Below are 22,736 nucleotides of genomic sequence, written 5' to 3' on the forward strand. Positions count from 1 at the left end.
TGCTCGGTATAGACCGGTCAGATCCCCAATGCGTCAGCGGCAAATCTCGCGATGCTCATTCGGCTCACGACATAATCCAACTCATTATCTTCTAGAAACCAAGCCGCCGATAAACCCGCATAGGCCATAATCCACATCAGCAATCTCTGCCTATCTAAGTTTGCGGCCTGCGTAACCACGGTGAGTTGGCGCAAAAAACGCTCGCGCTGCGTGCACGTTACAAGCTCTGGATTACAAAATAAGTTGGCATAATCATAACCACGCTCACCGAATAAGCCTTTGGGGTCAATTGCCAACCATCCACGTTCGCCAAAATCTAAAATATTTCCATGGTGTATATCACCGTGTAATACCACTTCGTCTTGTGGACTAGACAACAGCGTTTCGGCAACCCTACAACACACTGATAGCAGCGGATCGTGAGGCAACGATGCAGCCTTCCGTAATGCCGTAAAACGCTGATGCAGTGCCTCCAACGGAGGTGCCGTTTCTTCACGGCAAGCATGCAACTGAGTAACGACACGGCACATAATCTGGCTCGCTTCATCGTCTTGGCTATGTTTAGCCATATGCAGCAAATTTTTGGCTCCGCACGCGCGCTCCATCAGCAAGGCTTCGTTATGATGAGCAACAACCTTCGCAGCACCATTCCCATTCCACCATTGCATTAAATCGGCACCACAGCGCTCCTCTTCAACCAGAGCAAGTTTCAGCATTAATGGAATGCCATCGCATAAAACTGGCAATAGCTGGCTGCTATGAGTCTCTATCACTGCCCCATCGGCCTGTAAATTCCACCGCGTTAACCAGTCGGAAAACATCATCTTTCCTCGCTTTTTATTTGTTTAATTATCGCAAATGAATAAACAACCCCCAAAGAGTTATGGCTTAAGTTATAAATTGCATTTAAAATGCACTTTATAAAATATAGGTATCCTGAGGAACATAACTATGGCATTACGCGATCTATCATTAGGTGAGCTGGCAATCACTATCCCACGTGCAACGCGTCTTTTCCGTCAGCATGATATGGACTTCTGCTGTGGGGGCAAACAAACTTTATTGCGCGTAGCCACCAAAAAAAATCTGAATGTTGATGAGCTAGAAGCGCAATTGGAAGCCCTCAAAAGCGAACCAAACAACGCCACCGCGCATGACTGGCGCACAACGCCGCTGGCTGAGATCACGCCGTTTATTGTTAAACGCTATCACGATCGCCATCGTGAACAATTGCCTGAGCTGATCCTCATGGCGGAAAAAGTAGAGCGCGTACACGGCGACAAACCAACCTGCCCAAAAGGTCTGGGTAAGCAGCTGAACTTAATCTATCAAGACCTCAGCCAGCACATGATGAAAGAAGAACGTATTCTGTTCCCGCTGATTGAACAAGGGATGGGCGCACAGGCTGGCGGTCCGATTTCAGTGATGGAAAGCGAGCATGACGACGCCGGTGAACAGCTTGAAGTCATCAAGTTCTTGACCAACAACGTCGTTCCACCTGAAGGTGCCTGTAATACTTGGCAAGCTCTGTATGCTGGAATCAACGAATTCATCAATGACTTGATGGATCACATCAGTTTAGAAAATAACTTACTCTTCCCACGCGCGCTGCGCGGTGAATAAGAAATCTGTCACTCTAGAACGCAAAAAAGCCGGCAAACGCCGGCTTTCGCATTGATTAACGTTAACGCTAACCCAAATTACAGGATTTCTAGCAGTTCAACGTCAAATACCAATGCGCTGTATGGAGGGATAGAAGCACCCGCGCCACGTTCGCCATAAGCTAAGTTATGAGGAATATACAGCTGCCATTTCGAGCCAACTGGCATCATGGTCAATGCTTCGATCCAACCTGGGATCACGCCGTTCACTGGGAATTCTGCTGGCTGACCACGTTCAACGGAGCTATCAAATACGGTGCCATCAACCAGACGGCCGGTATAGTGGACGCGAACCTGATCCTGACGAGCTGGAATAGTCCCTTCACCTTTTTCCAGCACTTTGAACTGCAGGCCAGATTCGGTTACGGTCACATCATCATTCTTAGCGTTTTCTTCCAAGAATTTCTGACCCGCTTCAGCCAAGCCTTTTTGCTGTTCGCGACGCACGGCATCTGCACGTTCGTGAATTTCACGCAGCGCACGATGAACGGCTTCTACAGGAACCGCCGGAGCATTCCCTTCCATCGCATCGCGCAGGCCTGCCAACAGCGCTTCAGGCTGCAAACCTTCCAGACCAGACTCATTCAGCTGCTGGCCAACTTGCAGACCAATACCATAACTTGCTTGCGCTTCTATACTGTCAAAAGAAGGGGTCGACATGGTGTTTCCTTTAATCTTTAAAATGTAGAAGACGAAGCATAGCAGCGCAGGAGCCTAGGGTAAAATCTTGCGTCCAGAAGGATGACTTTTATCTAGGAAAAAGAAACAATAACACTTCATTTACTTGGTAAGATAAAGATAGGTTATTGCTCCTAGGTAATAGATACCATTTTTCAGAGTATTAACCTGTCATCTAGCGTCGATTTTCTCTACGCTTACGACTAAGGCACCATCAAGAGAGGTCATCATGGGCAGAATCACGCCCAGGAGAAGAAGAAGCAGGCGGGTATATCAGCCCGTTTTGCGTACATGGCTCAACCTACGTCAGCGGATCTCACCGGAGCCGCAGGATCAGGAAACGGAGCATCCTATGTCTGCTAGTACGTCTGCCAAGCTGCTGGATAAGCTGAAAGTGGTTAAACAGCACCTCTACAATGTGTGGCATATGCCCGATCGTTTCGATTGGATGGAGCCGCTACCTGCTTTCCACCGCCGCTGGGTGATTGTCGCTACAGTGGTACTTTTGCTGTCTCTTCTCTGGCCTTACTCTGACCCACAAGATGCTCGCTATACGCCTGAACAAACTCAGGAAAACGAAGCGCCCTTACAGGCCGGAATGCAAAACAACGATGCCCCACCGCCGCCGCGCGTAGCGCCGACGAATCAAACCGCCGCAAATGGCTGGCAGGAATACCATATTCAAGCGGGCCAAACCCTAGCGCAGTTATTTCGCGATAACCAACTGGATGTGAACGATGTCTTTGCCATGGCACAGGTTGAGGGCAACGATAAGCCCCTCAGTAATCTGAAAGCTGGGCAAGAAGTTGAGATCCAACACAACGCGCAGGGTCAGGTTATTGCACTCAAAATTGAAACCATCACGAACGAACAAATTGAATTCCGCCGCGAATCTGACGGCAGCTTTCGCCGAGTTCGCTAACCGCTAACCTGCTCTAACAGATATTCACGCAGTACAATCGCCTGATTGTGCTGCTCATCTCGGCTGCCATAGAGCAGCATCAATGGCTCATCGCGCTTTAACAGCCCAACTAATTCTTCACAGGCTTGGTTAGCATGCAGTTCTGCACGGTAAAGCTCGCCAAACTCTTGCCAAGACACGCGTTGCTCATGAAAAGCATGGCGTAGCTCATTGCTTGGCGCAACGGCCTTAAGCCACTGCACGCCTTCTAGGCGGACTTTGGAGATACCACGCGGCCATAGGCGGTCGGTGAGGAAAGTACTAGCAGGAAACGGGGCATGGACGTCGTAAACGCGGGCGATGTGGATAGTAGCAGGCATAAGAGTCTCCTCGACAAAACTTATGCTAGTTTACGCCGTATTTCACGATAACCCGAGATTTTGGCGAGAATAGAATGCAAAACGCCGGCACAAGGCCGGCGCTTTGACGAGTTACATCGTTAATAGCTTTTCAGCTATTACTCAGCAACTACAACGACATTCAGCTGTGCGAATACGTCGCTGTGTACCTGGAAGTGAACTTCGTGATCACCCACAGTACGCAGAACGCCATTCGGCAGGCGAACTTCGCTTTTCGCTACCTGAACACCGGCTGCAGTAACTGCATCAGCGATGTCGCGAGTACCGATTGAACCAAACAGTTTGCCTTCGTCACCCGCTTTAGAAGCGAGAGTTACAGCACCCAGTTCGTTGATCTTAGCAGCACGAGCTTCAGCAACTGCCAGAACGTCAGCCAGTTTGGCTTCCAGTTCAGCACGGCGTGCTTCGAAGAACTCGATGTTTTTCTTAGTTGCAGGAACAGCTTTGCCCTGTGGAACCAAGAAGTTACGTGCGTAACCTGCTTTAACGTTAACCTGATCACCCAGGCTACCCAGGTTTGCTACTTTATCAAGCAGAATAACTTGCATTACCTTATCCTCTTAAAGTCGTTAATGGACAGCAGCCGATTACTGATGACGATCAGTATATGGCAGCAGAGAAAGGTAACGTGCGCGCTTGATAGCACGAGCCAGCTGACGCTGGTACTTCGCACGGGTACCGGTGATACGGCTAGGTACAATCTTACCGCTTTCGGTGATGTAGTTTTTCAGCGTAGCGATGTCTTTATAGTCAATCTCTTGAACGCCTTCCGCGGTGAAACGGCAGAACTTGCGACGACGGAAATAACGTGCCATATGGCTAGTCTCCAGAATCTATCAATTCAATCTGCTCGGCATGTAACACTAACTTGGTCAAACCATTGCGGCCTTGATGGCTACTAATGAAACCTTGAACCGTTAGCATACTGCCGACCGTTAATCTGTGGGTAGTTGCTTGAAATGCTTGTCCGCTGACAATCACGGGCATTCTGCACCATGCTTGTCTGCTAAGTCCGGCTTCCTGCTGTATCGATCTGTGCTCAAGCACAAACTGACAGTGCGGGATTCCAGAAGGACTGACCTTTCGAATGGGAACTTTGCACACTGTGCCAGTCAGAACCAGACGATTTGAGGTCATTGCAGCAATTACTCTTCAGAATCCCCAGCATCAGCATCATCAGCGGTTTCGTTAGCGAAGTCTTCGCGGCGATCGCCACGACGTTCGTCTTTCGCTTTAACCATTGGTGAAGCTTCAGTTACCGCGTTTTTAGTACGCATAACCATGCTACGGATAACGGCGTCGTTGAAGCGGAAGTTAGTTTCCAGCTCATCGATCGCTTCCTGCGGAGCTTCAACGTTCAGCAGAACGTAGTGGGCTTTGTGCAGTTTGTTGATCGGGTAAGCCAGCTGACGGCGGCCCCAGTCTTCCAGACGGTGAATCTGACCAGCAGCGTTAGTGATGGTTGCACTGTAACGCTCGATCATGCCCGGAACCTGTTCGCTCTGGTCAGGATGGACCATAAAAACGATTTCGTAATGACGCATCGAATTGCTCCTTACGGATTATTCAGCCTCCTGATAGGGTCAGCCGCGGCCCATGGAGGCAAGGAACGTGTTTGTGTGCGGCTGAAAAATGACGCGTAATCATACTTGCGCAGGGTAGGAAACTCAAGGTAATTGGCGAAATTATTATCGGGGGGAAGATCGGTAAGAGAATAATGCCGTTGTTTGCCTCTCGAAGGCCGCCAGCAAGGCGTAAGCATTTATTGTCAAAGACATTCAGTTTTTTTGACTCTAAACAGCAAAAAATGTAGCTATCAATTGAATGAATGAGGACTAAACTATTCATATCGGCAACGGATAATGCTGTTTACCCAATAAATCGCCAATCTAGAAGTTATTCAACCTAAATCAACAACATTGAGGAGAATCCGATGAAATCAATCATCGCCCTCGTGACGACATTAACCCTGTTTGCCGCCACCAATGCACTCGCAGCCACTGAAATCACCGGTCGTCAGGCCAATAGCCTGATCGCCAATGAATATGCAGTGATTAGCGTAAACCATGACGTCCAGAACGTGCAGGAAGCCTTGCCCCAGCTGCAACAAGAAGCTGCGGCACAAGGTGCAAAATATTATCAGGTGATTGTGATGCATGAACCTGAAAGCAATGGACAAATGCACGTTAGTGCAGCCCTGTTCCACTAAAAACCGATGCAACACCAGAGAGCAACGCAACAACCTAAGATAGTTCAATAAAAGGTTGAGACAATCCTGCCAAAGACCAAACAATAACAAAGAGATATATCGCTACGTTGCCCTGTATGACACCCATCATACGGGGCTTTTTTTCGCTTAAAGATGGCGAGAAAAGAACTGAACACCCACATCTAATGCCGACACCGTGATTTTATGACCAATCGCCGGCTCAGTTTCGAAACGAACCTGCGCCAGCAAATTCTGCTCACCCAAATCACGAATTAAACGCCGACTCTCTTCGGCAGGAACTAAATCATCAGCCAATCCATGCCAAATCAGCAACGGCTTATCGGCCAGTTTCTCCAGCCGGTCGACGACTTGATATTCTGCCAAGAAAGCTAAATCCGCAGTCAGTTGCTGGCGAGCCTCTGGGGTTTGAGCATCAAAAGGAGGGAAAAGCGTTGGTGCAAGAGAAAGATAATAGCCCGAGCCCATAAACGACGCGGCTGCTTGGATCCACGGATAGCGCACCTTAGCTCCCAGCGTAGTCATTCCCCCCAATGATGCACCACACACGCCAACACGATTGTCTGAAATCAGGCCTTCTTGTTGATAATGCTGATAAATAACCGGAAGCTCATCGATATTAGATTTTAAAATATCCCAGAAATGGGTTAAACGGTACGCGCTATCGCCGTTAAAACGCGCGCCATGCAAATTAGCCTCAGGCGAGATGGTACGAAAACCCGCTTTAGCAAACGCATAACCAAAGTAGGAATAAACCTCTTTCGATGAGGTAAAGCCATGATAGAAAAAGATTGTGGGTAACGGCTGCCCCTGCTTTCCTGCCGGAGCCGCATGTAACACGGGGATCCCCCCAATCACTTCATCAAACATCTCAACCATTTTCTTATCACTCCTCAGGCTACGCATCGAGGGTAAATAATGAGTCGTCGCTCAAAGAGAAACAATCACTTCTGGTTCTATCTTATGACGCAGTAAGGAATTACGTTCCACCTGCTGGTCAATTCCGCACCATGCAGGATACAATTAAACAACTTGCCTCCCCTTAACAGGCCATCCCATGAAAAATATAAAGCTTTCTTTTGTACTCGCAATGACGCTGTTTTTGACCGCCTGCGGCGTCATGAACAGCAAGCCAGTGCCACCACCTGCACCGGGAGCACATGCTCAAGAGGTTCGCCGCGACCAAACAAGCGGATTAGATCGTATGAGAACCATCAGCGCACAGGTTTATGGTAGCCCGATGAATGCTCAGGAAGTTATTCAGAAACAAGCTGATGAGGCAGGTGCAACCTACTACTACGTCATTATGGTCGATGAAACCGGTGTACCGGGCCAGTGGTATGCTCAGGCCATTTTATATAAGTAGGTTTGTGGGCTTTATTTAACAAATCCTATACGCCCGGTAAAAGTCTACGCGCTCTGTCTCATTATCAGGCAAAGCTCGTGGACTTTTTTTTATTATCACGCTGTTATGAATACGTTAATACAACTCAACAATTTCGTCTGGACGATGAAATATGCGTAAGGAGTTCGCCGATGAACAGATCCCCTGTGCTCAACACATTGTTGCTTTCAATTGGTTTAATTAGCGCATCCGCCCAATCAGCAGAAAACGTTAATGCCGATCTCACCACTGGACTTAATCAGGTCGGTATTATTTCAGTACACGATATTGTGGGAGAGCCCCACGATGTAGAACGCATTATTGCGCTAAAGGCCGATGAGCAAGGTGCTAGCTACTACCGAATTCTGACCATGGATGAAAACACGCCGCAGCACACGTGGCACGTTACTGCGGCGTTGTATAGCTGAGCTAGCTCGCTAACCCCATCGCCCGCTGTAACAGGATCTCCTGAGTTTCGTTATTGATGACACTAACCCCGTCATAGGAAAAATATTGTTGGCACCACGCTTGAGCAATATCAGCCGGAGCAAAACGTAAAAGCTGAGCCGCGGCACTCAGATTAAACAACTCGTCGCAAATGATCCTCGCTTCAGCCTCATTGGGTTTCTGTAAACGTTTCGACAAATTCCGCCACGCCTTATCAAATAACGCACTTTGCCCTTTCACGTCAGCTAGCTCTAGATTAAGCATCTCTTCCATATGCGGATTTTGGCGCCATACCCGCAATACGTCTAAACACATGATATTGCCAGAGCCTTCCCAGATACTGTTTACCGGTGCTTCTCGATATAAACGCGGCAGTTCGCTCTCTTCGCAATAGCCAATTCCTCCTAACGCTTCCATAGCCTCAGCGATAAAGGGAATACCCTGTTTACAAATTGAATACTTAGCTACCGGCGTCATTAGGCGACCAAACAGTTTCTCACCCTGCACATGCGGCATTTCCCAAGATCGACAAAGACGAAACAGCAACGACGTTTGTCCTTCAAGCCGCAGCGCCATTTTGGCGAGTACCTGACGCATCAGCGGCTGCTCGGCTAGAGGTTTACCAAATGCCTGTCTCTGCAACGCATGATAAAACGCCACGGTGAACGCCCTTCTCATCAACCCATGGCTGCCCAATGCGCAATCAAAGCGAGTTGAGCTTCCCATCTGCAATATCAGGCGAACTCCCTCTCCTTCATCACCGAGCAGCCATCCCGTCGCATCCTGAAACTCAACTTCTGCGCTCGCATTTGAACGATTACCCAGTTTCTCTTTCAGCCTTTCGATGCGAATCGCGTTGCGCGTGCTATCCGGCAGAATACGAGGAACAAAAAAGCAGGAGAGTCCGCCGCTGGCCTGCGCCAAAATCAGGTGCGCATCGCTTTGTGGAACCGAGAAAAACCATTTGTGTCCCACCAGCCGGTAAGGCTGACCATTGCCACTGCCTTCTAACGGCGTTGCCTGCGTCGTATTGGTAAGCACATCCGAGCCGCCCTGTTTTTCCGTCATTCCCATGCCGATGAGCAGCCCTTTTTTCTGTTCTATGGGCAGCGCGTGCGGATCATAGCGGTCAGACAGCAACCTCGTTAGCCATCCGCTCATTGTGGTAGGCAACGTTTTTTGCAGTACCGGAATCGCGCCAAGGGTCATGGTGATTGGGCAAAGTGTACCGCCCTCAACTTGGCTATGCAGCAGAAAACGAGCGGCGCGTGCCGCGAACGCTCCTGCCGGTGCATCTGTTTGCCACGGCAAATTATGCACCCGATTTTCAGTTAATCCCTGCATCAACATGTGCCAAGCGGGATGAAACCGTACATCGTCGATACGCCGTCCAGCCGCATCGTAGCGCAACAGCTCAGGAGGATTGGCGTTTGCCATTCGGCCAAGTTCAAGCGATTCTGCCGAACCTAGCTGTAAGCCGACTGCGCTTAGCAATGCAGAATCCCAGCCTGCCAGCTCTCGTTCAACGGCCTCTTGGAGCGGAATATCAGAAAGGTAGAGATTGCTGTTACTTAGGGGGTGCGGTTGATTAAAAACCGTATGTGTTTGCCACGTCATATCCAGTGTCCCTTGCGGCCCCCGTTAACCGGGTTAAGTCACTAAGTATGATCGTTTAGGCTGATTTTGCTGGAGGGCAGTTCACAAAAGAGAAAGGGCGGCCTGAGCCACCCTTTGTAACGCTGTATGTTCAGTTAGGCAATATTACGCAGGCCTATGAACGCTGGCGCACAGCCTCGAACAGGCAAATACCGGTCGCAACGGAAACGTTCAGAGAAGAAACGCTGCCCGCCATCGGAATGCTGATCAGCTCATCGCAATGTTCGCGGGTCAAACGACGCATACCGTCGCCTTCTGCGCCCATCACCAGCGCCATCGGGCCAGTCATTTTGCTTTGATAAAGATTGTGGTCAGCTTCGCCCGCCGTACCGACGATCCATACATTTTGCTCTTGCAGGAAACGCATGGTACGCGCAAGATTTGTAACGCGGATCAACGGTACAGTTTCCGCTGCGCCACAGGCCACTTTTTTCGCCGTGGCATTCAACTGAGCAGAACGATCGCGCGGGACGATTACGGCATGAACACCAGCCGCATCGGCGCTACGTAAGCAAGCACCAAGGTTGTGCGGATCGGTTACGCCGTCGAGAATCAATAGGAAAGGAGGCTGTTCCAGATTTTCCAGCAGCGCAGGCAAATCATTTTCCTGATACTGACGTCCTTCGCGCACGCGGGCAATAATCCCCTGATGCACCGCGCCTTCAACCTTCTCATCCAGCCACTGACGATTTGCGACTTGAATCACAATGCCCATCTGCTCAAGTTCAGCAATCAGCGGCATCAGACGACGGTCTTCACGACCTTTCATCACGAAGACTTCAAGAAAACGCTGTGGATCGCGTTCAAGCAATGCCTGAACCGCGTGAATACCGTAAATCATTTCGCTCATATTTTTATAACGCTATAACGTCAGCCGCCTGAGTCTTCGCTTTCGCACAGGCCCAGGCGGGAATGAAATCAAAGGCAGCTGATGCTCGCGCTGCCTGTTATTTAAATCAGACTATAACTTTGTAATGCCGTTCGTTTAAACGATCGAGATACACGGGGCTAGCACACCGCGGGGCGCTCCGGCAGCTAAAGCTGCTACGACCCCATCGGTGTACTTCCCCTAAAATCACGCTTAAGTGAACAATCTTAGACTATCACTCGGCGGCTTTTTTACCGGCACGTTTGGCCTTGGTGGCCGTAGCGATTTTCTTAGTCTTCGCCGAAACTTTTTTAGCTTTTGGCTTAACGCTTGTCTGATCGTGATCTTTGGCATTTTTAGCTGGTTTTACAGGCTTGCCAGATTTATCAATTTTCACTGATTTCTCTTTTTTACCTGCACCGGCTTTGCCCGCTCGCACTGGCTTGCCATTTTTATCTTTACGGAATGCACTATCCGGTTCGAAATTGGCCGGCATCTTACCACCACGACGCTGCCCACGAGAAGGTGCTTTATCTTCTCTGAGGGTACGCTTAGTGCGCTCTTTCTCAGTTTTGCCTGCGCCACGCGGGGTACGAGTGCTAGAAAGAAGAACAAAATCAATCTTGCGCTCGTCCATATGCACCGCGTCTACGCGGATCTCAACTTTGTCGCCTAAGCGATAAGTTTGGCCGGAAGACTCACCAATCAGACGCTGACCCACGTTATCGAAGCGGTAATAATCGTTGTCCAACGCAGAAACATGCACCAAGCCGTCAATAAACAGATCGTCTAAGCGCACGAAGAAACCAAAGCCGGTCACGCTAGAGATAATCCCGGTAAAGGTTTCACCCACGTGATCCTGCATAAAGTCGCATTTCAGCCAGTCTGCAACGTTGCGCGTGGCTTCATCTGCGCGGCGCTCGGTCATGGAGCAATGCTCGCCCAGCTGCAACATCTGCTCTTCGTTATAGTGCCAACCACCGGTTTTCGTCCAACCCGCATGGTCGCCGCCGTGCTCTTTCGCCAGCAGGTACTTGATCGCACGATGCAGGCTCAGGTCAGGGTAACGGCGAATCGGAGACGTAAAGTGTGCATAGGCTGATAACGCCAAACCGAAGTGACCGCGATTTTCTGGATCGTAGACCGCCTGTTTCATGGAGCGCAGCAGCATCGTTTGCAGCATTTCATGATCAGGACGATCCGCGATTTCATCCATGAGATCGGCGTAATCTTTCGGTTCAGGTTTCATACCGCCGCCCAGCGTTAAACCTAATTCACCCAGCACGCTGCGCAGGGAGGTCAGGTGGTCATCGCTTGGACGATCATGAATTCGGTACAGCGCAGGCTCTTCATTCTTCTCAACAAAACGCGCTGCCGCGATGTTGGCCAGAATCATACATTCTTCGATCAGCTTGTGCGCATCGTTACGAACCGTTGGCTCAATGCGTTCGATACGGCGCTCAGCGTTGAAGATGAATTTGGCTTCTTCGGTCTCAAATGCAATACCGCCACGCACTTCACGCGCATGATCCAACACTTTGTAGAGGCTATGCAGCTCTTCCAAAGGCTTAACCAACGGACGATAGTGTTCACGCAGCTCTTCGTCACCGGCCAAAATATGGGCTACTTTGGTGTAGGTTAAACGTGCGTGGGAGCTCATCACCGCTTCGTAGAATTTGAAGGATGTCAGGCGACCCGTTGCAGAAACGGTCATTTCGCACACCATACACAGGCGATCAACCTGTGGGTTCAGCGAACAAAGCCCGTTAGAGAGCACTTCCGGCAGCATAGGAACGACCTGTGATGGGAAGTACACCGAGTTACCACGGCTACGCGCTTCGTGATCCAGCGCAGTATTTGGGCGAACGTAGTAACTTACGTCGGCAATTGCCACCCACAAACGCCAGCCACCGCCGCGTTTTTTCTCACAATAGACCGCATCATCAAAGTCACGTGCGTCTTCGCCATCAATGGTAACCAGCGGCAAATCACGCAGGTCAACACGACCTTTTTTAGCCGCTTCTGGCACTTGCTCGCTTAAATCAGCAACCTGCTTTTCAACCTGCTCAGGCCAAGTATGCGGGATTTCATGCGTACGCAGAGCGATATCCACCGCCATGCTGGTGCCCATGTTATCACCCAAGACTTCGACAATTTTCCCCACGGCCTTGGTGCGACGCGTTGGACGTTGAGTTAACTCAACCACAACCACGTATCCCATACGGGCACCGGCAATAGATTCTGGTGGGATCAAAATATCAAAACTTAAACGGCTGTCGTCTGGCACCACAAAACCAACGCCTGCGTCGGTAAAGTAGCGGCCCACGATTTGGCTCTGTTTAGGTTCAAGAACACGAACGATGCGCGCTTCACGACGCCCTTTACGATCGGTGCCAACAACCTGAGCCAGCACCACGTCGCCGTGAATACACAGCTTCATCTGTTCCGAAGAGAGGTAAAGATCGTCGCGGTCTTTACTCCCTTCAATGCGAATGAAACCGTAGCCGTCACGATGGCCAATCACGGTTCCCTTCTTCAAATCGAGACGCTCTGGCAGCGCATAGCATTGGCGTCGGGTGAAGATGAGCTGTCCGTCGCGTTCCATCGCTCTCAGGCGGCGTCGCAGCGCTTCTAAATCTTCTTCACTCGTCAGATTTAGTTCACGCGCGATCTCCTCACGGCTAACGGGCGTGGTGTGCTGCGACAGATGCGTCAGGATAAACTCGCGGCTTGGGATCGGTGAGGCGTATTTCTCTGCTTCGCGTTCCTGGAAAGGATCTTGTGACATTGCGGTTCCTCCGTAGTCATCAGCAATTGCCGCTGGATTGATTATTCAACCAGCAACAACTTATAAAGCGGTGAGTTTTCTTCAATTAAATCGGCCAAAGTGCATTGATCCAACTCGGCCAGAAAAGCCTGCGTGGCTCTTTGCAAAACTTGCTTCAAGCGGCAGGCTGTCGTGATATGGCAAAACTCGTGAGAGCAGTTAACTAGCGTCAAAGGCTCAAGCTCTCTTACCACGTCACCAATACGAATATCTTTCGCTGGTCGTCCCAAGCGAATGCCGCCGTTCTTACCTCGAACAGCAGTGACAAAGCCAGCACGGCTCAACTGATTAATAATTTTAACCATGTGGTTACGAGAGACGCCATAGACATCAGTTACCTGCGTGATATTGGTCATCTGATCGGCAGGCAGGGATGCCATGTAAATCAGCGCCCGTAACCCAAAATCAGTAAAACTTGTTAACTGCACGGCTACCTCTAAGTCTAGCTTGGCGTTATCTCGCGATAACTGAGTATAAAAATAGAATATAAAACGAGATATCAATACTGGGAATTCATCCCAAAAATAGATCTATCTATTTGGATAATAAACCAGCCACGGCAAAAGCCACTAGCTATTTAGCAAGAAGAGTACGTTTATCGGGGATATTTGGTGTTTATGCTCGTGGATTTCAAGCGCGAAGGTAGCGCCCTAAAGTAATAAACCGGGCAGAGCCCGGTTCATCAAGAGACAACATAATGCAAACTATTACGCGTCAAACGGGTCGCGCAGGATCATAGTCTCTTCACGGTCAGGGCCAGTAGAAATGATATCAACTGGAACACCTGTCACTTCTTCTACACGCTTGATGTAGTTCAGTGCAGCCTGTGGCAATTTGCTGTGATCTTTAACGCCGAAGGTGGTTTCTTTCCAACCTGGCATAACTTCGTAGATTGGCTCAATGCCTTCCCAGCCTTCTGCGGCCAGCGGAGTGGTGTCAATTTCACGACCATCCGGCATACGATAACCTACACAGATCTTCACTTCGTCTAAGCCATCCAGCACGTCCAGTTTGGTCATGCAGAAGCCAGACAGAGAGTTCAGCTCTACGGCGCGGCGAACGGCAACAGCGTCCAACCAGCCAGTACGACGACGACGACCGGTAGTTGCACCGAATTCGTTGCCTTTAGTACACAGGAACTCACCCACGTCATCAAACAGCTCAGTTGGGAATGGACCTGCACCTACGCGAGTAGAGTAAGCTTTCACAATACCCAGAACGTAGTCTACACAGCGTGGACCCACGCCAGAACCGGTCGCAACGCCACCTGCAGTGGTGTTAGAAGAAGTCACATACGGATAGGTGCCGTGGTCAATGTCCAGCAACGTACCCTGTGCGCCTTCAAACATCACAAACTCGCCTTTCTTGTGAGCTTTGTTCAGCAGATCGGCAACGTCAACCACCATTGCAGTGATGATATCGGCAACAGCCATCACTTCATCCAGCACGGTTTGGTAGTCAACTGCTTCAACTTTGTAGTAATTAACCAGTTGGAAATTATGGTATTCCATAATTTCTTTCAGCTTAACTGCAAAGGTTTCTTTATTGAACAGATCGCCAACGCGCAGACCGCGACGAGCGACTTTATCTTCATACGCAGGACCGATACCACGGCCTGTTGTACCGATAGCCTTCGCACCGCGTGCTTTTTCGCGCGCGTTATCCAATGCCACGTGATATGGCAGGATCAGAGGACAAGCTTCGGAGAGTAACAGACGTTCGCGAACAGGAATGCCACGGGCTTCCAGTTCGGTCATTTCACGCATCAGAGCGTCAGGTGCTAATACCACACCGTTTGCAATAATGCTGGTTACGTTTTCGCGCAGAATTCCTGACGGAATCAAATGAAGAACGGTTTTTTCACCGTTAATGACTAGTGTATGACCTGCATTGTGACCGCCCTGGTAGCGCACAACATACTTGGCCCTTTCGGTTAATAGGTCTACGACCTTGCCCTTACCTTCGTCACCCCATTGGGTGCCTAGTACGACGACATTCTTACCCATTTCACTATCACCACGTTGTTAAAAATGGATTCTACCATCACATTTCGGAGCTTTCAGCACTTTTCAGCACACGATTGCGCAAAAAATCCGAAGATGTTTAGCCCCCCATACGGCTACGCAACATGTAGTAGATAACTAACCCAGCAACCACTAGACCGCCGCCATAACGACGTAAAACTCCGTCAGGTAATTGAGCCATCGTTGCAATCATGCGCCGCCAAACTCGTGGAAAAAGCATTGGTCCGAGTCCTTCGACGATCAAAACCAACCCTAATGCCATCCAAATTGTAGAGTTCATATTTCCCTCTGGCTGTCGACAAAATCAAAAAACAAACAAAAAAAGGCCCGCGACTAAACGGGCCTTTTCTAATCGAGTGTCAAAAACGCGCTTTATTCAGAACGTTTTCTCTAGCAAAGATTATTTAGCTGCTGCATTACCGTTTGGTGATTTCATGTATTTGAAGAAATCACTGTCTGGACGCAGAACCATCACATCTTGGCCATCTTTGAAGCTATTTTCGTACGCTTTCAGGCTACGAATGAAGGCGAAGAAGTCAGGATCTTGGCTAAATGCATCGGCAAACAGCTTAGCAGTTACCGCATCACCTTCACCGCGAGTAATACGTCCCTGACGCTCAGCTTCAGCCAGTGTACGTGTCACTTCATAGTCCGCGGTCGCACGCAGCTTCTCAGCTTCTTCCTGACCCTGTGAACGGTGACGACGAGCTACGGCTTCACGCTCTGCACGCATACGCTTGTAGATAGCGTCAGACACTTCGGCTGGCAGGTTGATTTGCTTGATACGAACGTCAACAACTTCGATACCCAGAGCAGCCATACTGTTCGGGTTTACCGCTGGTTGTTTACCGCTAGTTTCACGCTCAACACGTGCTGCTGCGCTGGCAATGGCATCATCTGCATCGCTTGCGGCGGCATCGTCTACCGTACCGGTGTTCAATGCATCACGCACGTCTTCCATCAGCTTACCGCGGGAATCCGTTACGATATCTTTGATATCCAGACGACCGATTTCAGAACGCAGACGGTCACTGAATTTACGTTTCAACAGCACTTCTGCTTGAGAAACATCGCCACCGCCGGTTGCCAAGTAGTAACGACTGAAATCGCTGATGCGCCACTTGATATAAGAGTCAACAATCAGGTCTTTCTTCTCTTTGGTGACGAAACGGTCAGCTTGGTTATCCATAGTTTGGATACGTGCATCCAGCATTTTGACAGATTCGATAAACGGTATTTTGAGATGCAGGCCTGGTGCGTACACCAAAGGCTTATTCTCATCATCACGCAAAACCTTACCAAAACGCAGTACGATGCCACGCTGGCCTTCAGTCACCACAAACAGTGATGCGTACAATACCACCAGGATAACAATGAGAACGAGTAATAGAGACTTACGCATTAGTTATTCTCTCCCTGACGATTGGTATCGTTACGCTGAGCATTAGCTCGACGCTGGTCCATCACGCTGCTGCTACTTGAATCTGCATTACTAGATGACTTGGTCGCCGCAGGCGTTGGGTCTAAACGAATCAGGCTGGTATCCTGACTGCCAGATTTCGCCGCCGCGTCAGTTTTGCCACCGCGCATCAGCTGATCCAAAGGCAGAACCATCAGGTTATTGCTCTTATCATCAACCAACACTTTACGGGTGCTACCCAATACGCGTTCCATGGTTTCCAGATACATACGTTCACGCGTAATTTGCGGAGACGCTTTGTATTCAGGCAACAAGCGAGCGAAACGGCCGACTTCACCCTGAGCTTCCAAAACGGTACGATCTTTGTAAGCACGTGCATCTTCAAGAATACGCTGTGCCTGACCGTTCGCACGAGGCTGAACTTCGTTGGCGTAAGCTTCAGCTTCACGAATGTATTGCTGTTCGTTTTCACGTGCAGCAATCGCATCATCAAATGCCGCTTTAACTTCTTCTGGCGGACGCGCTGTCTGGAAGTTTACGTCCAGCAAGGTAATCCCCATTTTGTAAGGCTTAATGGTTTCTTCCAGCACTTTCTGAGTATCCGTACGAATAATGGTACGGCCTTCGGTGAGGATTTTATCCATTGAGTATTTACCAATAACCGCACGCAGCGCGCTGTCAGTCGCCTGACGCAGACTATCATCCGCATTGGTCACGTTGAACAAGTACTCTTCTGGATTGGTTACACGGTACTGTACGTTCATCTCAACGCGTACCACGTTCTCATCCGAAGTCAGCATCACGCCGGACGCTGCCAGTTCACGCACAGATTCCACGTTCACCGGAGTCACTTCATCAACAAAAGTCGGTTTCCAGTTCAAACCTGGCTGTACCAGATGACTGAATTTGCCAAAACGTGTCACGACGCCACGTTCAGCTTCTTTAATGGTATAGAAACCACTTGCTGCCCAGATGACAACCACAGCTGCAACGGCAAGACCCACCACTTTGCCACCCATAGGTGCGCGTGGATTGCCTGAATTGCTAGAACCCGTGCCTTTACCGCCCAGTCCACCCAGCTTTTTGCTCAGTTTACGGAAGATATCATCCAGATCCGGAGGTCCCTGATCGCGACCACCTCTATTATTGTTGTTACCATTATTGTTGTTTCCGCCGGAGTTGCCGCCATCATTCTTGCTGCCTCCCCACGGGTCGCGGTCCTGTCCGTTATTACCGGGCTGATTCCACGCCATGTTTCGCTCCATTCTTCAATGATTGGTGTTCTTCAGACTCATTTGAGTAGGTGATATTAACCAAGTGTTACTAAATAATATACTTTAGTAATTCTTGTTCACGTTTACAAAGTCGATGCCACTCCACAATTGGGAGCCGGATCTGTAACCCGATACTGCCATCTTCTTCAGTCCACTCTTTCTCTATTGCCTGAAGCTGGTAAAAACGGCTACGTAAACGTCCTGCCTCAGGCGGCAATCGCAACTCGTAGCTTGCAATTTCTCCGCTCAAGCGCTCAGTTAACGCTTGGAACAATAAATCAATTCCCACTCCGGTTTGCGCAGAAACCCAAACCCGAATAGGTAAATTCTCATCGTTCCTATCGATACGCGGTTCGAACTCATCCAGCATATCAATTTTGTTCATTACAAGCAGTACAGGAATTTCATCTGCTTCAATTTCTGCTAATACAGTATTCACTGCATCAATATTCTCATCAACACGGGCATCAGATGCATCAATTATGTGCAATAAAAGTGATGCCTGACGGGTTTCTTGCAGCGTTGCCTTAAACGCAGCCACCAAATCGTGGGGCAAATGGCGAATAAACCCAACCGTATCGGCGAGAACGGTGGTGCCAACATCAACGACGTCAATACGACGGAGCGTCGGATCAAGCGTAGCAAACAGTTGATCAGCAGCATACACATCTGCTTTGGTTATATGGTTAAACAGCGTTGATTTTCCGGCGTTGGTATAACCCACCAGTGACACCGTTGGAACATCCGCACGGCTACGCGCACGGCGACCTTGGTCGCGCTGTTTTTCAACGCGCTCAAGACGAGACAAAATCAGGCTGATGCGATCGCGCAGCAAACGACGGTCTGTTTCAAGCTGGGTTTCGCCCGGACCACGTAAACCTATCCCACCTTTTTGGCGCTCAAGGTGAGTCCAGCCACGCACCAAGCGCGTAGCCAAATGGCGTAGCTGAGCAAGTTCAACCTGCAACTTACCTTCATGGGTACGTGCACGTTGCGCAAAAATGTCGAGGATCAGACCCGTACGATCAATCACGCGGCACTGGCATAACTTTTCCAGATTGCGTTCTTGAGCTGCGGATAATGCGTGATCAAAAAGAACGACGGAGGCACCGGTTTCTTGAACCGCCTGAGCGATTTCTTCGGCTTTACCTTCGCCAACAAAATACTTTGGATGCGGGGCCTTGCGGCTGCCGGTAACAACGCGTAATGCTTCTACGCCCGCTGAGGAGACTAAGGACTCAAACTCTCTGAGATCTTCAATATCTCTTTCTTGGGAGAAATAGACGTGAACCAATACGGCCTGCTCGCCGGCTTCGTAACGGTCAAACAAACGTGAAACCTCTCAAGCGGATAGGACCGATGAGAACGGAGAGCATCAATGACAAACGATCATTAACACCCTCCGACTGAGATAACGAACGATGCGGCTTATTCAGCGTCATCGCTGTCCTGAGACGACGGTGAAGACGCCTGATTGCTACCGTGGTAGTTGCTGCTGCCACCAGTTCCCGGATTATTGCTATGATGAGAAACCGGACGAGACGGAACAACGGTAGAAATTGCGTGCTTATAAACCATCTGGCTAACTGTGTTTTTCAACAAAATGACAAACTGATCGAAAGACTCAATCTGGCCTTGCAGCTTAATACCATTCACCAAATAGATCGAAACTGGGACTCGTTCGCGACGCAGTGCGTTCAGGAACGGGTCTTGTAAAGATTGCCCCTTAGCCATTCTATCTTTTCCTTATTTGCTAGTTGTTTGTTGTATGTTACTAAGAGTCCAACGACTCCAATCAAAATAAACTGCGTAAAAATTTGCGCACTGAGTACTTAACTCACAATAATCCCCACTACAGGCCGTAAATTCGTGAGTCCCCAGAAACATAGATACCCCTGTGATAGATAGGTAACTATGTGATTGCGAGGAACAAACACCGACAACGCGCCTGCAACGTGAAACATAATGAGTATATGGTGCATGAATCTCCCTGATTCAAGTACCCATCGGCCTAATTACGGCCCAATCACCTCAATTGTACACAATCAATCAAGCGATGCACGAACAACCTGTGCCACACTTTCCAGAGCCTGCAACGGTTCATCACTATCTAACCAATGCACAGACTCCCAACCGCGCAACCAAGTCATCTGACGTTTTGCCAACTGGCGTGTTGCACAAATTCCACGGTAAACCATTTCATCGTAGTCTATTTCTCCCGCCAGATATGACCACATCTGGCGGTAGCCCACGCAGCGCACAGAAGGTAAGTCTGTGTGCAAATCACCACGTTCGAACAAGGCTCGGGCTTCAGCTTCAAAGCCAGCGGCCATCATCTGCTCAAAACGCAGGGCAATTCGCTGGTGTAACTGCTCACGCGTTGCAGGTGCAATCGCAAACTGTTGCACATTGTAGGGTAGCGTTTCGCCTGAAATTTTAGTCAGTTCAGTTAAAGTTTTACCCGAAATAAGAAAAACTTCCAGTGCGCGACTCAGTCTCTGTGGATCATTTGGATGAATCCTAGCCGCAGAGACAGGATCAACCTGCTGTAACTGATGATGTAACGCCTCCCAACCCAGTTCTTGTGCCTGTTTCTCGATCTGGGCTCTAACCTCTTGATCCGCGGCTGGTAACGGTGAAAGCCCTTCTAGCAATGCTTTAAAGTAAAGCATGGTTCCACCGACTAGGACGGGAATTTTCCCTTCAGCGGTAATGCTCGCCATTTCACGCAATGCATCGGCACGAAAATCCGCAGCAGAGTAACTTTCCGCAGGATCACGGATATCAATCAGGCGATGTGGTGCTTGGGCAAGCTCCTCAGCCGTTGGCTTTGCGGTGCCAATATCCATTCCACGGTAGATTAGAGCAGAATCAACGCTAATAAGTTCAACGGGAAAGCGCTCACGCAGCGACATAGCTAGGGCCGTTTTCCCAGACGCCGTCGGCCCCATAATAAAAATGGCGGGAGGAAGAGAATTATTGGCGTTAATCATAAAATATTTTATTCAGCTCTTAATCAATGGGACTGTAACGAAACCAGCGCTGGCGTTAAATCTACGGGGTGCAACAGTGCAGAAGGCGGCGACTTTACCAGCACAGGGCAAAGCCGTTCAACCTCGGCTAACAATTGGATGGCTTGGGAAACGCTCCACTGCTCACGCTCGGTCGCTAATTGACTGGCTAACCATTTGCTTATCACCCCCGATTCCGCTTCTGGCGTTGCCGCTAAGAAGGCAAGCAACGCAGGGATAAGCTGCGGTAGGTTCTGATGGCGTAACGGCAGCGGCACGGCCCGTAGCGTGGCTCGCTGGCGCTCCAAGATAAGATCAATGCCTAGATTCTTTAGCGTTTCCGCTCCGCTTTGCGCACCTTTGATTTCTTCTGCATTCAGCGTGAGCTTAACCGGAATCAACAGCGGCTGTGGGCGTAAACCTTCTGCGCCGGGTAATAACTGCACCTGACGCAGTTCGATTTCAGCGACGTCTAAATTTAATAAGGCTACGCCGTGCTGGCGTTCTAGCAGCACGTAATGGCGCTCACAGATCGTCAGAACGCGTCCAAAACTATTCTCACCGTGTTGCAACGGCGCTGAAGCAGGCTGCGGGAACATCTCTGTCTTACGGCTATTTTCCGCAGAAAGAGCGTCTTGATGTTGCACCACCTGCGGCTGAGGCATCCGTTTTTCGGGAACCTGCATCAAACGCTGGTATAGCTGCCCTTCCTGTTTTTGATAGCCGTCACCTGCGGAAAAATGACGGTTTTCACTTGGCGCCCGTTTCTCGGAAGCAGAACCGTGCGAAGTTGATTTACCGTATGCCGGTGAGGGTTCACGCATCGGGGTTTTACTGAACTGGTTAACGCCTGCCGCGATGCGGTTTTCCGGCTCCCAACGTGGCGCTTCTTCTGTTTCAGCCACCACCTCGGGCAACGAAGGCTGTACAGCCTGTTGCAGGACCGAAATCACCGCCTGATAGATAAAATCATGCACTAAACGCGCCTGATGAAAACGCACCTCATGCTTGGCCGGATGCACGTTGACATCAACCTGATGCGGATCAACGGTCAAATAGAGAACGTAGGCTGGCTGCTGGTCGTCTTTCAGCTGATCTTGGTAGGCTTGGCGGATAGCATGGGTAATCAATTTATCGCGCATCATACGGCCATTGACATAGCTGTACTGCATTTCGGTCAACTGACGTGAGCCTACCGGATCGGCAACCCAGCCATGAATGGCTAAATCCCCGTGCTCCCATTTTATTTCCAGCGCATGCTGAATAAATGCGGTACCGCAGATCGATCCTAAACGGCGCTCTTTTTGCCCGTCCTCTTTGACTGCACGGTATTGGCGCATCATTTTACCGTTGTGATGCAGTTGGATCGTCACGTCAAATCGAGCCAAAGCAATGCGCCGCACCACTTCATCAATATGGCCAAACTCCGTCTTCTCGGTACGCATGAATTTGCGCCGAGCTGGCGTGTTGTAGAACAAATCCAAGACTTCAACGGTTGTGCCTATCGGGTGAGCGGCAGGCTTCACGGTTACCGCCATGTCACGCCCTTCCGCGTAGGCCTGCCATGCTTCGCTTTGCTCGGCAGTACGCGACGTCATGGTTAAGCGCGAGACCGAACTGACGCTCGCCAGCGCTTCTCCACGAAACCCGAGGCTCATGATGGCCTCAAGATCGTCAAGTGACGTGATTTTGCTGGTGGCATGGCGCGCTAACGCCAAGGCCAATTCGTCTTTGTTAATCCCGCAGCCGTTATCTCGAATACGGATCAGCTTGGCACCGCCGCGCTCGATCTCGATATCGATCCGCGTGGCTCCAGCATCTAAACTGTTCTCCACCAGCTCTTTAACCACCGATGCAGGGCGCTCCACCACTTCGCCCGCGGCGATTTGGTTGGCAAGCTGCGGAGGTAAAACCTGAATCGGCATATGTTTTCCTTGGT

At 49.9% G+C, this 22,736-nt stretch carries 25 protein-coding genes; 5 read left to right on the forward strand and 20 right to left on the reverse strand.

The annotated features are described in order from the left end of the window. Positions 1-17: 17 nt before the first annotated feature. Complete coding sequence (locus BN1044_RS05080) at positions 18-821, reverse strand: aminoglycoside phosphotransferase family protein (RefSeq protein ID WP_072307810.1); 804 nt, start codon at positions 819-821, stop codon at positions 18-20. A 130-nt stretch (positions 822-951) separates the two neighbouring features. On the opposite strand from BN1044_RS05080, the gene ytfE reads away from it, so the two are divergent. Next, positions 952-1,623: an iron-sulfur cluster repair protein YtfE gene (ytfE, locus tag BN1044_RS05085; RefSeq protein ID WP_072307811.1), complete on the forward strand. Its 672-nt coding sequence runs from the start codon at positions 952-954 to the stop codon at positions 1,621-1,623. A 77-nt stretch (positions 1,624-1,700) separates the two neighbouring features. Here ytfE and BN1044_RS05090 read toward each other — a convergent pair whose 3' ends face one another. Next, positions 1,701-2,321, reverse strand: coding sequence for a BamJ family beta-barrel-assembly machinery protein (locus tag BN1044_RS05090; protein ID WP_025798793.1), 621 nt, complete (start codon positions 2,319-2,321; stop codon positions 1,701-1,703). 247 nt (positions 2,322-2,568) lie between these two features. On the opposite strand from BN1044_RS05090, the gene BN1044_RS05095 reads away from it, so the two are divergent. Continuing rightward, positions 2,569-3,261, forward strand: a complete 693-nt coding sequence (locus BN1044_RS05095; protein ID WP_072307812.1) for an OapA family protein — start codon at positions 2,569-2,571, stop codon at positions 3,259-3,261. Here BN1044_RS05095 and BN1044_RS05100 read toward each other — a convergent pair. The 5 genes from BN1044_RS05100 to rpsF all read right to left on the reverse strand — a co-directional run bounded on the left by BN1044_RS05100 (position 3,258) and on the right by rpsF (position 5,203). Next, positions 3,258-3,620, reverse strand: a complete 363-nt coding sequence (locus BN1044_RS05100) for a DUF488 domain-containing protein (protein WP_072307813.1) — start codon at positions 3,618-3,620, stop codon at positions 3,258-3,260. The genes BN1044_RS05095 and BN1044_RS05100 overlap by 4 nt on opposite strands. A gap of 137 nt (positions 3,621-3,757) precedes the next feature. Further along, positions 3,758-4,207 (reverse strand): 50S ribosomal protein L9, encoded by a 450-nt coding sequence (rplI, locus tag BN1044_RS05105; protein ID WP_072307814.1) that lies wholly within the window; start codon positions 4,205-4,207, stop codon positions 3,758-3,760. Between the two features lie 39 nt (positions 4,208-4,246). After that, positions 4,247-4,474 (reverse strand): 30S ribosomal protein S18, encoded by a 228-nt coding sequence (gene rpsR / locus BN1044_RS05110; RefSeq protein WP_000135199.1) that lies wholly within the window; start codon positions 4,472-4,474, stop codon positions 4,247-4,249. Between the two features lie 4 nt (positions 4,475-4,478). Beyond that, positions 4,479-4,796: a primosomal replication protein N gene (gene priB / locus BN1044_RS05115; RefSeq protein ID WP_038501926.1), complete on the reverse strand. Its 318-nt coding sequence runs from the start codon at positions 4,794-4,796 to the stop codon at positions 4,479-4,481. 8 nt (positions 4,797-4,804) lie between these two features. Next, on the reverse strand, positions 4,805-5,203 hold the full coding sequence (rpsF, locus tag BN1044_RS05120) for a 30S ribosomal protein S6 (RefSeq protein ID WP_025798785.1): 399 nt from the start codon (positions 5,201-5,203) through the stop codon (positions 4,805-4,807). Between the two features lie 389 nt (positions 5,204-5,592). Between rpsF and BN1044_RS05130 the strand changes: the two genes are divergently transcribed. Further along, positions 5,593-5,868, forward strand: a complete 276-nt coding sequence (locus tag BN1044_RS05130) for a YdgH/BhsA/McbA family protein (RefSeq protein WP_072307816.1) — start codon at positions 5,593-5,595, stop codon at positions 5,866-5,868. A 147-nt stretch (positions 5,869-6,015) separates the two neighbouring features. Here BN1044_RS05130 and yjfP read toward each other — a convergent pair whose 3' ends face one another. After that, on the reverse strand, positions 6,016-6,765 hold the full coding sequence (yjfP, locus tag BN1044_RS05135; protein ID WP_072307817.1) for an esterase: 750 nt from the start codon (positions 6,763-6,765) through the stop codon (positions 6,016-6,018). Between the two features lie 178 nt (positions 6,766-6,943). Here yjfP and bsmA point away from each other — a divergent pair, with 178 nt between their 5' ends. Both bsmA and BN1044_RS05145 read left to right on the forward strand, forming a co-directional pair. After that, complete coding sequence (bsmA, locus tag BN1044_RS05140) at positions 6,944-7,252, forward strand: biofilm peroxide resistance protein BsmA (protein ID WP_072307818.1); 309 nt, start codon at positions 6,944-6,946, stop codon at positions 7,250-7,252. Positions 7,253-7,422: 170 nt separating this feature from the next. Next, positions 7,423-7,698, forward strand: a complete 276-nt coding sequence (locus BN1044_RS05145; protein WP_072307819.1) for a YdgH/BhsA/McbA family protein — start codon at positions 7,423-7,425, stop codon at positions 7,696-7,698. Between the two features lies 1 nt (position 7,699). On the opposite strand, the gene BN1044_RS05150 is transcribed toward BN1044_RS05145, so the two are convergent. The 12 genes from BN1044_RS05150 to mutL form a co-directional block, all read right to left on the reverse strand. Continuing rightward, the gene (locus tag BN1044_RS05150; RefSeq protein ID WP_072307820.1) at positions 7,700-9,334 is read right to left on the reverse strand and encodes an isovaleryl-CoA dehydrogenase; all 1,635 of its coding nucleotides are present in this window, start codon (positions 9,332-9,334) and stop codon (positions 7,700-7,702) included. 154 nt (positions 9,335-9,488) lie between these two features. Then, positions 9,489-10,223, reverse strand: coding sequence for a 23S rRNA (guanosine(2251)-2'-O)-methyltransferase RlmB (gene rlmB / locus BN1044_RS05155; RefSeq protein WP_040046316.1), 735 nt, complete (start codon positions 10,221-10,223; stop codon positions 9,489-9,491). Between the two features lie 253 nt (positions 10,224-10,476). After that, a complete protein-coding gene (gene rnr, locus BN1044_RS05160; RefSeq protein ID WP_072307821.1) occupies positions 10,477-13,029 on the reverse strand; it encodes a ribonuclease R in 2,553 nt (850 codons plus the stop codon). Between the two features lie 41 nt (positions 13,030-13,070). Then, the gene (gene nsrR, locus BN1044_RS05165) at positions 13,071-13,496 is read right to left on the reverse strand and encodes a nitric oxide-sensing transcriptional repressor NsrR (RefSeq protein WP_025798770.1); all 426 of its coding nucleotides are present in this window, start codon (positions 13,494-13,496) and stop codon (positions 13,071-13,073) included. A 279-nt stretch (positions 13,497-13,775) separates the two neighbouring features. Beyond that, positions 13,776-15,074 carry an adenylosuccinate synthase gene (locus BN1044_RS05170; protein WP_072307822.1) on the reverse strand — a complete coding sequence of 433 codons (1,299 nt, stop codon included), beginning with the start codon at positions 15,072-15,074 and terminating at the stop codon, positions 13,776-13,778. Between the two features lie 97 nt (positions 15,075-15,171). Then, positions 15,172-15,372 carry a DUF2065 domain-containing protein gene (locus tag BN1044_RS05175; RefSeq protein WP_025798767.1) on the reverse strand — a complete coding sequence of 67 codons (201 nt, stop codon included), beginning with the start codon at positions 15,370-15,372 and terminating at the stop codon, positions 15,172-15,174. 120 nt (positions 15,373-15,492) lie between these two features. Then, positions 15,493-16,494, reverse strand: a complete 1,002-nt coding sequence (gene hflC, locus BN1044_RS05180; protein WP_040046320.1) for a protease modulator HflC — start codon at positions 16,492-16,494, stop codon at positions 15,493-15,495. After that, on the reverse strand, positions 16,494-17,765 hold the full coding sequence (gene hflK, locus BN1044_RS05185) for an FtsH protease activity modulator HflK (protein WP_072307823.1): 1,272 nt from the start codon (positions 17,763-17,765) through the stop codon (positions 16,494-16,496). The genes hflC and hflK overlap by 1 nt, the downstream gene beginning before the upstream one ends. 70 nt (positions 17,766-17,835) lie before the next feature. After that, the gene (gene hflX / locus BN1044_RS05190; RefSeq protein WP_072307824.1) at positions 17,836-19,116 is read right to left on the reverse strand and encodes a ribosome rescue GTPase HflX; all 1,281 of its coding nucleotides are present in this window, start codon (positions 19,114-19,116) and stop codon (positions 17,836-17,838) included. A gap of 98 nt (positions 19,117-19,214) precedes the next feature. After that, a complete protein-coding gene (hfq, locus tag BN1044_RS05195) occupies positions 19,215-19,520 on the reverse strand; it encodes an RNA chaperone Hfq (protein WP_025798759.1) in 306 nt (101 codons plus the stop codon). Positions 19,521-19,831: 311 nt separating this feature from the next. Further along, on the reverse strand, positions 19,832-20,779 hold the full coding sequence (miaA, locus tag BN1044_RS05200) for a tRNA (adenosine(37)-N6)-dimethylallyltransferase MiaA (protein WP_072307825.1): 948 nt from the start codon (positions 20,777-20,779) through the stop codon (positions 19,832-19,834). 23 nt (positions 20,780-20,802) lie between these two features. Next, on the reverse strand, positions 20,803-22,722 hold the full coding sequence (gene mutL, locus BN1044_RS05205; protein ID WP_072307826.1) for a DNA mismatch repair endonuclease MutL: 1,920 nt from the start codon (positions 22,720-22,722) through the stop codon (positions 20,803-20,805). Positions 22,723-22,736: the final 14 nt, after the last annotated feature.

Origin of the sequence: Hafnia alvei, from assembly GCF_900095695.1 — a bacterium.
Taxonomy (GTDB): domain Bacteria; phylum Pseudomonadota; class Gammaproteobacteria; order Enterobacterales; family Enterobacteriaceae; genus Hafnia; species Hafnia alvei_B.